At 61.5% G+C, this 14091-nt stretch carries 14 protein-coding genes; 9 read left to right on the plus strand and 5 right to left on the minus strand.

The window, feature by feature from the left end; translation table 11 throughout:
• Positions 1-27: 27 nt before the first annotated feature.
• From hpxZ to hpxW, 4 genes are read right to left on the minus strand one after another with little or no spacing between them, the layout of a single operon-like run.
• A complete protein-coding gene (gene hpxZ / locus EXW94_RS01045) occupies positions 28-414 on the minus strand; it encodes an oxalurate catabolism protein HpxZ (RefSeq protein WP_174339317.1) in 387 nt (128 codons plus the stop codon).
• On the minus strand, positions 411-1808 hold the full coding sequence (locus EXW94_RS01050; RefSeq protein WP_174339318.1) for an AtzE family amidohydrolase: 1398 nt from the start codon (positions 1806-1808) through the stop codon (positions 411-413). Before EXW94_RS01050 ends, hpxZ begins: the two co-directional genes overlap by 4 nt.
• Positions 1805-1993, minus strand: coding sequence for an oxalurate catabolism protein HpxX (hpxX, locus tag EXW94_RS01055; RefSeq protein WP_174339319.1), 189 nt, complete (start codon positions 1991-1993; stop codon positions 1805-1807). The genes EXW94_RS01050 and hpxX overlap by 4 nt, the downstream gene beginning before the upstream one ends.
• A 10-nt stretch (positions 1994-2003) precedes the next feature.
• Positions 2004-3587, minus strand: a complete 1584-nt coding sequence (gene hpxW / locus EXW94_RS01060; protein WP_174339320.1) for an oxamate amidohydrolase — start codon at positions 3585-3587, stop codon at positions 2004-2006.
• 143 nt (positions 3588-3730) lie between these two features.
• On the opposite strand from hpxW, the gene hpxU reads away from it, so the two are divergent.
• The 7 genes from hpxU to hpxK all read left to right on the plus strand — a co-directional run bounded on the left by hpxU (position 3731) and on the right by hpxK (position 10078).
• The gene (hpxU, locus tag EXW94_RS01065) at positions 3731-4570 is read left to right on the plus strand and encodes a MurR/RpiR family transcriptional regulator HpxU (RefSeq protein WP_174339321.1); all 840 of its coding nucleotides are present in this window, start codon (positions 3731-3733) and stop codon (positions 4568-4570) included.
• A gap of 191 nt (positions 4571-4761) precedes the next feature.
• Positions 4762-5544, plus strand: coding sequence for a transporter substrate-binding domain-containing protein (locus EXW94_RS01070; RefSeq protein ID WP_010429429.1), 783 nt, complete (start codon positions 4762-4764; stop codon positions 5542-5544).
• Positions 5545-5548: 4 nt separating this feature from the next.
• Positions 5549-6214, plus strand: coding sequence for an amino acid ABC transporter permease (locus EXW94_RS01075; RefSeq protein ID WP_148399664.1), 666 nt, complete (start codon positions 5549-5551; stop codon positions 6212-6214).
• Positions 6214-6870 carry an amino acid ABC transporter permease gene (locus EXW94_RS01080; protein WP_071787484.1) on the plus strand — a complete coding sequence of 219 codons (657 nt, stop codon included), beginning with the start codon at positions 6214-6216 and terminating at the stop codon, positions 6868-6870. The genes EXW94_RS01075 and EXW94_RS01080 overlap by 1 nt, the downstream gene beginning before the upstream one ends.
• Positions 6851-7588 carry an amino acid ABC transporter ATP-binding protein gene (locus tag EXW94_RS01085; RefSeq protein ID WP_008499843.1) on the plus strand — a complete coding sequence of 246 codons (738 nt, stop codon included), beginning with the start codon at positions 6851-6853 and terminating at the stop codon, positions 7586-7588. The genes EXW94_RS01080 and EXW94_RS01085 overlap by 20 nt, the downstream gene beginning before the upstream one ends.
• Before the next feature lie 13 nt (positions 7589-7601).
• Positions 7602-8843, plus strand: coding sequence for an alanine--glyoxylate aminotransferase family protein (locus EXW94_RS01090; RefSeq protein WP_174339322.1), 1242 nt, complete (start codon positions 7602-7604; stop codon positions 8841-8843).
• Positions 8840-10078: an allantoate amidohydrolase gene (hpxK, locus tag EXW94_RS01095; protein ID WP_108416053.1), complete on the plus strand. Its 1239-nt coding sequence runs from the start codon at positions 8840-8842 to the stop codon at positions 10076-10078. The genes EXW94_RS01090 and hpxK overlap by 4 nt, the downstream gene beginning before the upstream one ends.
• Here hpxK and EXW94_RS01100 read toward each other — a convergent pair.
• The gene (locus EXW94_RS01100; protein ID WP_108416054.1) at positions 10075-11190 is read right to left on the minus strand and encodes an ABC transporter ATP-binding protein; all 1116 of its coding nucleotides are present in this window, start codon (positions 11188-11190) and stop codon (positions 10075-10077) included. The two genes, hpxK and EXW94_RS01100, sit on opposite strands and share 4 nt — an antisense overlap.
• Before the next feature lie 321 nt (positions 11191-11511).
• On the opposite strand from EXW94_RS01100, the gene EXW94_RS01105 reads away from it, so the two are divergent.
• On the plus strand, positions 11512-12726 hold the full coding sequence (locus EXW94_RS01105; RefSeq protein ID WP_042715476.1) for an extracellular solute-binding protein: 1215 nt from the start codon (positions 11512-11514) through the stop codon (positions 12724-12726).
• Positions 12727-12783: 57 nt separating this feature from the next.
• Positions 12784-14088 (plus strand): sugar ABC transporter permease, encoded by a 1305-nt coding sequence (locus EXW94_RS01110; RefSeq protein ID WP_309232507.1) that lies wholly within the window; start codon positions 12784-12786, stop codon positions 14086-14088.
• The last annotated feature ends 3 nt before the right edge of the window (positions 14089-14091 follow it).

The raw sequence follows: 14091 nt of genomic DNA on the forward strand, positions 1-14091 counted from the left end.
CTACAGGACGTCGCATGCCCGTTGGCGTTACACCATCAAACTCACCTGCGCCGCCACGATGCGCCACCCGTAGGCAAACCGCACCCACGTCTGCTGCTGGCGTCCAGTGCGTTCCGTCCCTTCGCGGGTAAACTCGGTGCTGCACACGGCATAAGCCTCGCCGAAGGTGGTGATGACGGTGTGGCGCAACGTACGCTGCAGCCCGGCGGACGGGCGTGCCGCGCGAAAGGCGCGGATTTCATCAATCCCGTACAGGTTTTCACCCGCCCCCAGACGCACCGTGTTTTTGTCGTGCCAGAACAGCTCGTCCAGCACCGCAATGTTGTTGCTGACCAGCGCGTCTTCATAGCGGTAAAACGCGGCGGTCACCTCGGCAACCACCCACGGCAGGTTAATGTCATCGTGATTCATCATGCGGCCACCTCCGCCGGACGGGCATCGGCGATCCCGCTCTCTTCCAGCACGCGCGCGACGCGCAGGCAGGCCTGCTCGTTAAACGGCGCGGCAATCAGCTGCAGGCCAATCGGCGCACCCTGGGCGGTGCGCAGCGGAACGGTGGTCACGGGCAGGCCTAAAAATGATATCGGCTGGGTCAGCATCCCCATGCTGGCGCGGATGGGGAGCGGCTGGCCGTTTATCTCCATGGTCTGCTCACCCGCGAGCGTCGCGCTGCGCGGTGTTGCCGGGGCGATCAGCACGTCGGCCTGCGCGAAGAGGGTTTTAAACGCCTGCCGGGCGTGTGCGCGAAACCGCTGGGCCTGAATGTACCAGGCGGAGGGGATCATTGCGCCTGCCAGCAGGCGTTCGCGGGAGTGCGGCTCAAAACGCTCGGGCTCACGGCGAAGCGCGGGCAGGTACTGGTTTCCCCCTTCGGAGGCGCTGATGATAAACGCTGCGGAGCGCGCCAGCTCGGCGTCCGGGAACTGCAGCTCATCCTGCACGTCGAGCGCCTTCGCCACCCGCGCCACGGCGTCTCGGGCATCCGCGTCGCACCAGGTGGTGAAGTAGCCGCCGAGCACCGCGCAGCGCAGGCCGTCAAGCCCCCGCTCAAGCAGGGGGCGCGTCTGCTCGCGCGAGCTCTCTGCCTGAAAACCGTCGCTGCTGTCCCGCCCCTGCAGCGCGTCATACACGGACGACAGGTCGCACACGCGGCGGGCAAAGGGACCGATATGATCCAGGCTCGCGACAAACGGATGGCTGCCGGATCGCGACAGGCGGCCAAAGGTGGGCTTCAGGCCATAGATGCCGCACAGGGAGGCCGGAACGCGAATCGAGCCGTTGGTGTCGGTGCCGAGCGAAAAGTGCACCAGCCCGGCGGCCACGGCGGCGGCTGAACCGCCGGACGACCCGCCCGCAATGCGCGCCAGATCGTGCGGGTTACGCGTCGTGCCGTAGTGGCTGTTTTCGGTGGTGAAGCCGTAGGCGTAGGCATCCATATTCACCATCCCGGTTAGCAGCCCGCCTGCGCTGCGCAGCTGGCGCACCGCGAAGCTGTCAGCGGCCGCGGCGGGGCTCTGGCTGAACAGCTCTGCCCCGGCGAGGGTGGTGTGACCGGCAACGTCGAACAGATTTTTTACCGCGTAGGGCACGCCCGCCAGCGGCGGCAGGGGGCGCTTCTCGCGGCGCAGGGTGTCGATGCTCTCGGCCTCGGCGAGCATGCGCGCTTCCGTCACGGCGGTCCAGGCGCCGATCTGCGGGTTAACGCGCGCAATGGCCTCCAGCGTCTGGCGAGCAATCTCGCGAGCGCTCAGCTCGCCTGCGCTCAGCGCATGCTGGATCGCGCTGATACTCATCTCGTGTAGCCTCATGCTTTGTATACTCCTGCGATCTCCAGACGGTCGTCGAGCGGCAGCGCCATCAGAGGGGCGGCCAGAGTGGCAATGCGGCTGAACTGCAGCTGCAGCTCGGCGCGGCGGGCATCGTCCAGCGTCACGCCGAGCACGGACTCCATTTGCGCAAGATACGCATGCCAGTCGGGCTGTTGTGTGGTCATTGTTTTCTCCTCAGAATCCGGCGGCCGCGCCGTTGCTGCGCGGGTCAAATGCCCCTTCGAACAGCCCGTTGGGGTGGTGGACAATCGCACCCGCGTGGCCCATCGCTTCACTGAAGTCAGGGAACATTTCCACCTCGTGTCCGAGCGCCTGAAGTCGTGAGACCGTTTCAGCGCTAAAGCGCCCTTCAAGTTTTAACGTGTCCGAGGTTTGTCCCCAGGTGCGACCCAGCAGCCAGCGCGGGCGGGAAATGCTTTCCTGTAAAGGCACGCCCTGAATCGCGTAGCGGGTAAAGAGCGCGGCCTGGGTTTGCGGCTGTCCGTCACCGCCCATCGATCCGTAGACCATCACGCGTCCGTCCCTGAGACGCGCCGCCGCCGGGTTCAGGGTATGGAAGGGCTGCTTGCCCGGCGCGAGGGCCAGAAGATGATTGGGATCGAGGCTGAACGATGCGCCCCGGTTCTGCCAGACGATGCCGGTGTCGGGCAGCACCACGCCGCTGCCGAACTCGTGATAGATACTCTGGATAAACGACACGGCGAGCCCGCTGTTATCCATCACCCCCATCCACACCGTATCGCCGGGGCCTTTTCCGGTGCCCCACGGCGCGGCGCGGCTATCGTCAACCCTGTCGGCAAGCGCCTGCAGAGCGGCGGGATCCAGCAGTTTCTGAACATCGGTTTTCAGCTCGCGCGGGTCGGTGATGTGGGCATCGCGCAGGCCAAAGGCCAGCTTGGTGGCTTCAACGATGCGGTGAAGGGTGTCGGCATCGTCGGCCTCCCCCATGTTCAGACGATCGGTGATGCCGAGTATCGCCAGCGAGACCAGTCCCTGCGTCGGCGGGGCGTGGTTAAAGATCTCCCCCTGCTGATGCTGCAGCCTCAGCGGCGCGGTGCGCCGGGCAGCGTGCGCGTGTAAATCGGCCAGCGTCACGGGCAGCCCCAGCGTCTCCATGCCGTGCGCCAGTACGTTTGCCAGCGGGCCGCGATAAAAGCTGTCCAGACCGTCTTCCACCAAACGCGTCAACGTCGTGGCCATGGCGGGCTGGTAAAAACGGCTCCCGACCTGCGGCGGCTTACCGTCCACCAGCCAGGTTTCCGCGAAGCCGGGGATGGTCTTCAGTTCGTCGAATTTACTGGCCGTGGCATGGGCCTGAGAGGCCGTGACCGGGGTGCCGTTCTGCGCATAGTCAATGGCGTCGGCCAGCAGGCGAGCCAGCGGCAGCGCCTTGCCGGTCATCTCGCGCGAAACCTTCAGCGCCTCGTCCCAGCCGCTCACCGTACCGGCGACGGTCAGCGCCGCACGGGGCCCGCGATGGGGAATATGCGCCAGCCCGTCGTAGGCGGCGAGCGTTGCCAACGATCCCGCCGCGCCGCTGGCATCAATGGCGACAGGTTCGCCTTCCGGCGGCACGATGAGCCAGAAGCCATCGCCGCCCAGCCCGTTCATGTGCGGATAAACCACGGCAATGGTGGCCGCCGCGGCGACCATTGCCTCTATCGCGCTGCCGCCTTCGCGCAGCACCGCCAGCGCGCTCTGGCTGGCGAGATGGTGGGGCGCAACGGCCATGCCGTGCGTGGAGACATTACTTTGCATGAAGTGTCCTCGTAACCCTGAAAGTCACAAGGTGCTGCAAAAGCTGTTCCAGTTCTGAAAGAAAAGTTTCAGTAAACTGGCACGTATAATGAATACGCAGAATAAAAGGTACAATGTAATGAAACAAAAGTTACAGAGGCGCTATGGAACAACTGGATGAACGTCTGAAAGCACAGTACCCGTCGCTGTCGCCGCAGGAGCAGCGGGTGGCGGATTTTATTTTCGATCATTTTGACGACCTGATTAGCTACAACAGTGCCGAGCTGGCGCAGCTGAGCGGGGTGTCGAAAGCCACGGTCAGCCGTCTGTTTAAGCGTCTGGGCTATGAGAAATATAAGGACATGCGCGACGAGCTGCGCACCCTGCGCCAGAGCGGGATGCCGCTCACCGATAACCGCGATGCGGTGCAGGGCAATACGCTGCTGGCGCGCCACTATAAGCAGGAGATGGCGAACCTGACCCAGTGGGTCAATGCCCTCGACGCGCAACAGTTTGCCGACGCCATGGCCTGCATGGTGAAGGCTCGGCGCATCGTCATTATCGGCATGCGTAACGCCTATCCGGCGGCGCTGCACCTGCGCCAGCAGCTGCTGCAGGCGCGCGGTCAGGTGCTGGTGCTGCCGCAGCCGGGGCAGAGCCTGAGCGAAGAGCTGGTGGATTTAACGCCCGACGATCTGGTGGTCATGATGGCCTTTCGCCGCCGCCCGCGCATCATCCGCCCGCTGATGCAGCACCTTCAGAACAGCGGTATTCCGGTGCTGCTGATGTGCGAGCCGCAGGCGCACAGCCTGTTTCCGCTGGCGAGCTGGCAGCTCTGCGCCCCGCTGGACAGCGTCTCGGCCTATGACAGCTACTCCTCGGTCAACAGTCTGATCAACCTGCTGGCGAATGCTTTCCTGCATGAAATTCTTGATAAAGGCCGTCCGCGCATTCACGACATTGCTTCCCTCTACCAGCAGCTGGACGAACTCGAACAGCGATAATGGGGCATCAGACTGGTGCTTTGCATTAAAATGGTGCAGTTGTCGGGTCGGGAAAACGCACGTTTTTTCGACCCGTCCTTGTTTTATCAGGCTTTACAAGAATATTCCCCGCTTCGCCTTATCTGGCACATTAGTTGCAAAATCACATTCAAAGAATCTTTTGTTTCATGTTAACGTTACGGGGAAGCACCATGAAAAAATTGTTGATTGCACTGGCCGGGGCCGCATGCCTCTTCACACAGCTGCCGGCAAAGGCTGACCAGCTTCAGGATATCGAGAAGCGCGGCACCATCCGCATTGCCGTTCCGCAGGACTTCCCGCCGTTTGGCTCGGTGGGGACCGATCTGCAGCCGCAGGGCTATGACATCGACATGGCGCGCTATCTGGCCAAACAGATGAAGCTCAAGCTGCAGCTGGTGCCGGTGACCAGCGCCAACCGCGTGCCGTACCTGCAAACCGATAAGGTGGATCTGGTCATTTCAAGCCTCGGTAAAAACCCGGAGCGCGAGAAGGTGATCGACTTCAGCCGCGCCTACGCGCCGTTCTTCCTCGGCGTGTTTGGTCCGAAAGGGGCCGAGCTGAAAGACGCCGCCGCGCTGAGCGGAAAAACCATCGGCGTGACGCGCGGGGCGGTGGAGGACATGGTGCTGACCGGCCTGGCGCCGAAAGACGCGGACGTGAAGCGCTACGAAGACAACAACACCACGCTCTCCGCCTACCTCTCCGGCCAGGTGCAGTACGTGGCAACCGGCAACCTCGTGGTGGCGGCCATTTCGCGCCAGAACGCGGATAAAGCCCCGGTGCCGAGCTTTATGCTGAAAGATTCGCCGTGCTTTATTGGCCTGAAGAAAAACGAACCGGCCCTGAAGGCAAAAGTGGATGCGCTGATTGAGCAGGGCATTAAGGACGGCACGCTGAACGGCCTGTCCGAGCAATGGCTGAAGGCCCCGCTGCCGGCAAGCCTCGGCGTTTAAGGCTATGGCTGAGCAACTCGATTTTTCAGCGCTCTGGCCGTACTGGCCGGAGCTGCTGGCGGGGCTGTGGGTCACCGTTCAGCTGACGGTGATGGCAACCGTCGGCGGGCTGGCAACAGGGGTTTTCGGGGCGGCGATCCGCAGCGGACGCACCACCTGGTTCAGCCGGCTCTGGGGCGCGTACGTGGAAATCATCCGCAACACGCCGTTTGTGGTGCAGTTGTTTTTCATCGTCTTCGGCCTGCCGAATCTGGGGCTGAAGATGACGGCGGGAGAAGCGGCGCTGTTGGCCATGGTGGTGAACCTTGGCGCGTACAGCACCGAGATTATCCGCGCGGGCATTCAGGTCACGCCGAAAGGGCAGTGGGAGGCCGGACGCGTGCTGGGGCTGACCCGCCTGCAGACCTTTATTCGCGTGGTGCTGCCGCCCGCGCTGCAGCGCATTTACCCGGCGCTGGTGAGCCAGTGCATCATCGTGATGCTCGGCTCGTCGGTGGTGTCGCAGGTCTCGTATGAAGAGCTGACCTTCGCCGCCAACCTGATCCAGTCCAGAACGTTTCTGAGCTTTGAGGTTTATCTGGTGACAACCGGCATTTACTTAGCGCTGTCGATTACCCTGCGCCAGCTGATGATGGCGGCGGGACGCAAATGGCTGGGGGTGCAGGCATGATGACCACCTTTACCGACTGGGACATTATTCGCAACCTGCTGCTGGCCGGGCGCTGGACGGTGCTGCTGTCGCTGGTGGCGTTCGTCGGCGGCGCGGCGGTGACGCTGCCGCTCCTGCTGCTGCGCCTGACGGGCGGGCGCGCGGTGAGGCGCATCATCCGCGGCTACATTGAGCTGTTCCAGGGCACGCCGCTGCTGATGCAGCTGTTCCTGGCCTTCTTTGGCGTGGCGCTGTTCGGCATCGACGTTTCGCCGTGGACCGCCGCCTCGCTGGCGTTAACCTTCTACACCAGCGCGTTTCTGCTCGACATCTGGTTTGGCAGTATTCGCGCCTTGCCAAAAGGGCAGTGGGAAGCCTCGCGCTGTCTGGGGCTGACCTTTGGCCAGACCCTGTTTCGCGTGGTCGCCCCGCAGGCGCTGCGCATCGGCATTGCCCCGACGGTCGGTTTTGCCGTGCAGGTGATCAAGGGCACCGCGCTGGCGTCGATCATCGGCTTTATCGAGCTGACCAAGGCCGGGACCATGCTGACCAACGTGACGTATCAGCCGTTTAAGGTCTTTGCGCTGGTGGCGCTCGGCTACTTTATTCTGTGTTATCCGCTGTCGCGCTACAGCCGCTATCTGGAGACGAAATTCAATGCCTCTCATCACCATTAATCAGGTGCAGAAGTACTACGGCGATAACCACGTGCTCAAGGGCGTCGATCTGGATATCGACATGGGCCAGGTGATCTCCATTATCGGGCGCAGCGGGTCGGGCAAAAGCACGCTGCTGCGCTGCATTAACGGACTGGAAGGCTATCAGGACGGCAGCATCAAGCTGGGCGGCATGACCATTACTGACCGGGATTCTCAGGCGCGTGAAATCAGCCGCTCGGTCGGGATGGTGTTCCAGAGCTTCAACCTGTTCCCGCACATGACGGCGCTGGAAAACGTGATGCTCGCCCCGCGTCGGGTGCTGAAGAAAAGCGCCGCCGAATGCCGCGAGCTGGCGCAGCGCATGCTGGAAAAAGTCGGCCTCGGTGACCGTCTGGATTACTACCCGTCGAGCCTCTCCGGCGGCCAGCAGCAGCGCGTGGCCATTGCCCGGGCGCTGGCCATGTCGCCGAAAGTTTTACTCTGTGACGAGATCACCTCCGCGCTTGACCCGGAGCTGGTGGGCGAAGTGCTCAAGGTGCTGGAGCAGCTGGCGGCCGAGGGGATGACGCTCATACTGGTTACCCATGAAATGAATTTTGCCCGCGAAGTGGGCGACCGCGTGGTGTTTATGCACCAGGGGAAAGTCTGGGAGCAGGGCGACAGCAAAACGCTGTTCGCCAACCCGCAGACCACGGAACTGAAGCAGTTCATCTCCTCCGTGCGCGGCCTCAACTGATAAGGACTTAACAATGGATATCGCACAATTTCCGCAAATCAATCCGCCCCAGCGCCTGCTGATGGGGCCGGGCCCGATCAACGCCGACCCGCGCGTGTTGCGCGCCATGTCGAGCCAGCTGATCGGCCAGTACGATCCGGCCATGACTCACTACATGAACGAGGTGATGGCGCTCTATCGCGGGGTGTTCCGCACCGAGAACCGCTGGACGATGCTGGTGGACGGCACCTCCCGCGCGGGAATTGAAGCCGTTCTGGTCTCCGCCATTCGCCCGGGAGATAAGGTGCTGGTGCCGGTCTTTGGCCGCTTTGGTCATCTGCTGTGCGAAATTGCCCGCCGCTGCCGCGCGGAGGTGCATACCATCGAGGTGCCGTGGGGCGAGGTGTTTACCCCGGACCAGGTCGAGGATGCGATTAAGCGTATTCGTCCGCGCCTGCTGCTGACCGTGCAGGGCGACACCTCCACCACCATGCTGCAGCCGCTCGCGGAGCTTGGCGCGATTTGCCGCCGCTACGACGCGCTGTTTTACACCGACGCCACCGCGTCCCTCGGCGGCAACGCGCTGGAGACCGACGCCTGGGGGCTGGACGCCGTCTCGGCCGGGATGCAGAAGTGCCTTGGCGGCCCGTCGGGCACGTCGCCGATCACCCTGAGCGCGCGCATGGAGGAGGCGATCCGCCGCCGCAAATGCGTTGAGGAAGGCATTCGCACCGACGCCCACCGCGACGGCGACGAGGAGATGATCTACTCCAACTATTTCGATCTTGGCATGGTGATGGACTACTGGGGGCCGGAGCGGCTGAACCACCACACCGAAGCCACGACCGCGCTGTTTGGCGCCCGCGAATGCGCGCGGCTGATCCTGCAGGAAGGGCTGGATAACGGCATCGCCCGCCACAGGCTGCACGGCGATGCATTGCTGAAGGGCATTCAGGCGATGGGGCTGGAGACCTTCGGCGATCTGAAGCACAAGATGAACAACGTGCTGGGCGTGGTTATCCCGCAGGGCGTCAACGGCGATCAGGTGCGCAAGCTGATGCTGGAGGATTTCGGGATTGAAATCGGCACCTCGTTTGGCCCGCTGCACGGCAAAGTGTGGCGCATTGGCACCATGGGCTACAACGCGCGCAAAGACTGCGTGATGACCACCCTGAGCGCGCTGGAGTCGGTGCTGAACTACCTGAAGTTCTCCACCACGCAGGGGGCCGCCATGCAGGCTGCGTGGGACCACTATCGCCGCGAGACGCCGCAATGAGCCCGGCGGCAGAACGGGTGATGGCGCGTGCCGACGCGCTGGCCGCCATCAGCGAAACCCCGGATGCGCTGACAAGGGTATACCTCTCGGCGCAGCATCTGCAGGCCAACCAGCTGGTCGGCGAGTGGATGCGCCAGGCGGGTATGACCGTCTGGCAGGACAGCGTGGGCAATATCTGTGGACGCTATGAGGGCGCGCAGGAAGGGGCGCAGGCGGTGCTGCTCGGCTCGCATCTGGATACCGTGCGCAACGCCGGGCGCTACGACGGCATGCTCGGGGTGCTCACCGCCATCGAAGTAGTGGACGGCCTGCACCAGCAGGGGCGGCATCTGGCCCAGGCCATCGAGATTGTCGGCTTTGGCGACGAAGAGGGCACCCGTTTTGGGATCACCCTGCTTGGCAGCCGGGGCATTACGGGCACCTGGCCGCAGGGCTGGCTGGAGACGTGTGATGCCCACGGCATCAGCGTGGCGCAGGCGATGGTGCAGGCGGGGCTCGATCCCGCCCGCGTGGCGCTGGCGGCACGCCATCAGGACGATTTCAGCGCCTGTCTGGAACTGCATATCGAACAGGGACCGTGTCTGGAGCAGGAAGGGCTGGCGCTGGGCGTGGTGGAAGCCATCAACGGCGCGCGCCGCCTCAGCTGCCGCTTCACCGGGGAAGCCGGACACGCGGGTACCGTGCCGATGAATCACCGCAAGGATGCCCTTGCCGCCGCCGCCGAGTGGATGGTGCTGATCGAAAATACCACCCGACAGCGGGGCGGTCATCGCGTGGCGACGGTCGGGGAACTGCGCTGCCTGCCCGGGGCGGTCAACGTGATCCCCGGTGAGGTTGCGCTCTCGCTGGATATTCGCGGTCCGCAGGATGCCCCGCTGGACGCACTGCTCGCGGAACTGCTGGCGCAGGCGCAAACCATTGCCGCTCGTCGCGGGCTGAGCTTCAGCGCCGAGGAGTTTTACCGTATCGCCGCCACGCCGTGCGATGCGCGTTTGCAGGAGCTGCTGGGGCAGGCCGTTGAATCGGTGCAGGGGCGCTCATTATCGCTGCCGAGCGGTGCCGGGCATGACACCATCGCGCTGGCAGAACGCTGGCCGGTCGGCATGCTGTTTGTGCGCTGCAAGGGGGGCGTCAGCCACCATCCGGCGGAATCGGTGATGGCTGAGGATGTTGCCCTGGCGATCGAGGCGTTTGGGCGGGCGGTGAGAACGCTGGCTGACGGTGGCGCGCGTTAAGCCACCGAACGCACCGCATCGTCGATATCCGCGCTCACCCGGATATCCTGCTCGTCAAAGACCATGCAGTGGCGATCGTCGAAGGCCACGTCTATCTTCTGCCAGGGCGCGAACTTCACGTCGCCCGGCAGCAAAATCTTCACGTTGTCATGGCCATAGCATTGCCCAAACAGGTAAGTATTGTTTCCCAGTCGCTCCACCACTTCACAGTTAAATTCCAGCCGCGTGCCGCGGTGAAGATCGGTGGTTAAATGTTCCGGACGGATGCCCAGCGTGACCTGACTGCCCGGCTGCAGCGGTGTGGTGGTTATCGCGAGCGTGAGCGACTTCTGCTGTGATAGCCTGACGCTAAGCTTGCCCGGCTGCCAGGCTTCAACGGTCGCCGGCAGAAAGTTCATCTTCGGCGAACCGATAAACCCGGCGACAAACTTATTCGCCGGCTTGTAGTAGAGATCCATCGGCGCGCCCATCTGCTCCACCTTGCCGTAGTTCATCACCACAATTTTATCGGCCAGCGTCATGGCCTCAATCTGATCGTGGGTGACATACACCATGGTAGTTTTCAGCTCCTGGTGCAGGCGAGCGAGGTGCAGGCGCATCTCCACGCGCAGTTCGGCATCCAGGTTGGAAAGCGGCTCATCGAACATAAAGACGCGCGGGTTACGCACGATAGCGCGGCCAATCGCGACGCGCTGGCGCTGGCCGCCGGAGAGCTGTTTGGGTTTGCGGTCCAGCAGGTGGGAGAGCTGCAGCGTTTTGGCGACCATCTCAACCTGATGGCGGATCTGATCTTTCGGCACTTTATTCACCTTCAGCCCGTAGCCCATGTTTTCGGCCACCGTCATATGCGGATAGAGCGCGTAGGACTGAAAGACCATCGCCACACCCCGATGGGAAGGGGCGATGTCGTTCATCACCTCGTTACCGATCAGCACTTCACCCTCGCTTATCTCCTCCAGCCCGGCAATCATGCGCAGCATAGTGGATTTGCCGCAGCCGGAAGGCCCGACGAATACGGCAAACTCACCGTCCTCAATATCAAGATTAACGTTGTGGAGCGTGACGGTGTCGCCAAAGCGCTTGGTGACATTCCTCAATTGTATGTTCGACATCAGTGTTCCCCAGGTAAACCGCCGGGTATGTTTTACGTATAACAATTTTGTTCAACGTGGCCGGACGGTGCAATTTGTCTGCCTTGACTATAACTTCCAGCATTCATGCGCCCTATATAGATATTCCATTAATGTTATGACGATCACACAACTTACAGTTTTATGTAGAGTTATCATGATGTGAAGGGTAGCGTATAACAAACCAAAGGCATTTGGTGTCAGACGTACAACGCCAGTTTTATCAGGATATATAGCGGGGTTTGTAGGGCATCAGATGCAATAACAACCATAAAATTGTTATACCTTCACATGAGGTTGATAATGAAAAAGAACATACTCGCTGCTCTGATCCTCTCTACGCTCGCGGTACAGGCTCACGCCACCGCGCAGCTTAACGTCTGGGAAGACATCAAGAAGTCGTCCGGTATTAAAGATGCGGTCGCGGACTTTGAAAAACAGTACGACGTCAAGGTTAACGTGCAGGAAACCCCTTACGCACAGCAGCTGGAAAAACTGCGCCTGGACGGCCCGGCAGGCATTGGCCCGGACGTGCTGGTCATTCCTAACGATCAGCTGGGCGGCGCCGTCGTGCAAGGGTTATTGACCCCCCTGAATCTGGAGGCTAAGCAGACCGAACAGTACACCCCGGCCTCGATTAACGCCTTCAAAATGGATAACGCCCTCTACGGCGTGCCGAAAGCGGTTGAGACGCTGGTGCTGATCTACAACAAAGATCTCATCGACAAGCCGCTCAACTCGCTGCAGGACTGGTATGACTTTTCTAAACAGCAGCGCGCAAAAAACCAGTACGGTCTGCTCGCCAAGTTCGATCAGATTTACTACAGCTGGGGCGCGATCTCCCCGATGGGAGGCTACATCTTCGGTCAAAACGGCAAAGGCGGCTATAACGCCAGCGACGTCGGCCTGAACAAGCCGGGTGCGGTAGAAGCCGTGACGTACCTGAAAAAATTCTACGCCGACGGGATCTTCCCGGCCGGGATAGTCGGTGACAACGGCCTGAACGCCATTGACTCCCTGTTCACCGAGAAGAAAGCGGCAGCCGTCATCAACGGGCCGTGGGCGTTCCAGCCGTATGAAGCGGCAGGCATCAATTACGGCGTGGCGCCGCTGCCCACGCTGCCGGACGGCAAGCCAATGAGCTCCTTCCTCGGCGTGAAAGGCTACGTCGTTTCCACCTGGAGCAAGGACAAAGCGCTGGCGCAGAAATTTATCGAATTCATCAACCAGCCGCAGTACGTGAAAACCCGCTACGTGGCCACGCGGGAGATCCCGCCGCTGACCGCAATGATCGACGACCCGGTAATCAAGAACGACGAGAAGGCGAGCGCCGTTGCGGTGCAGGCCGCGCGAGCCACCGCCATGCCGGGTATCCCTGAAATGGGCGAAGTCTGGGGGCCGGCCAACGCCGCGCTGGAGCTGAGCCTGACCGGTAAACAGGATCCCAAAGCCGCGCTGGACAGCGCAGAGAAACAGGTCCAGATGCAAATCGAAGCCATGCAGGCCAGCAACCAGTAATTTTCTGACGTCGCAGAACGGGAGGCCGCTCTCCCGTTTTATTGAAAGGAGTTGTCTGTGAGTATCATCCCGGAAAATTTTGCCAGACCGCACGGGGCCGGGCGTCACGCCTGGACCGGCCTGCTGCTGGCGCTCATCCCCGGCTTCGGCCAGTTCTATCACCGCCAGTGGCTGAAGGGCGTTATCTTCCTGGTGCTGCTGGCCAGTTTTATCGGCGTTTTTGCCGATTTCCTGCGCGAAGGGCTGTGGGGGCTGGTGACGCTGGGGGAGGAAGTGCCGCGGGATAACTCCATCTTCCTGCTGGCAGAAGGGATCATTAGCGTACTGATCGCCGCATTTGGCGTGATGGTGTATTACCTGTCGATGCGCGATGCCTGGGTCAACGGTCGAAAACGCGATGAAGGGCTGGGGCTAAACAGCGTGCGCAAGCAGTATCAGATGCTGCTGAGCGACGGCTTTCCGTATCTGATGATCACGCCGGGCTTTATTCTGCTGGTGTTTGTGGTGGTTTTCCCGATCCTCTTCGGTTTTGCCATCGCCTTTACTAACTACAATCTTTACCACACGCCGCCGGCTAAGCTGGTGGACTGGGTTGGGTTTAAGAACTTCATCAATATTTTCACGCTCTCCATCTGGCGCTCAACCTTCTTTGACGTCCTGCAGTGGACGGTGGTCTGGACGCTGCTCGCCACCACGCTGCAATGTACCGTGGGCGTACTGCTGGCTATCCTGGTGAACCAGAAAGACCTGCGCTTTAAGCCGCTTATCCGCACCATCTTCATTCTGCCGTGGGCGGTGCCGGGCTTTGTCACCATTCTGGTGTTTGCCGGAATGTTCAACGACTCTTTCGGTGTGATAAACAATGCCATTCTTGCCTTCTTCGGCATTGCGCCGAAAGCCTGGATGACCGATCCGTTCTGGACCAAAACGGCGCTGATCCTGATGCAGACCTGGCTCGGTTTCCCGTTTGTTTTCGCCATGACCACCGGCGTGCTGCAGGCGATCCCTGACGATTTGTACGAAGCCGCCACCATGGACGGGGCCAGCAGCGCGACCAAGCTGCGCACCATCACGCTGCCGCTGGTGCTTTATTCCATTGAGCCAATACTGATTACCCAATACACCTTCAACTTCAATAACTTCAACATCATCTACCTGTTCAACAACGGCGGGCCGGCGGTGGTGGGGTCCAATGCGGGTGGGACAGATATCCTGGTGTCGTGGATCTACAAGCTCACCATGTCGTCGTCGCAGTACGCGATTGCGGCGACCATCACTATCCTGCTGTCGATCTTTGTCGTCGGCCTGGCGCTGTGGCAGTTCCGCGCCACCAAATCTTTCAAAAACGACGACATGGCGTAAGGG

This window comes from Enterobacter sp. JMULE2 (assembly GCF_013337145.1).
In the GTDB taxonomy this organism is placed as follows: domain Bacteria; phylum Pseudomonadota; class Gammaproteobacteria; order Enterobacterales; family Enterobacteriaceae; genus Enterobacter; species Enterobacter mori.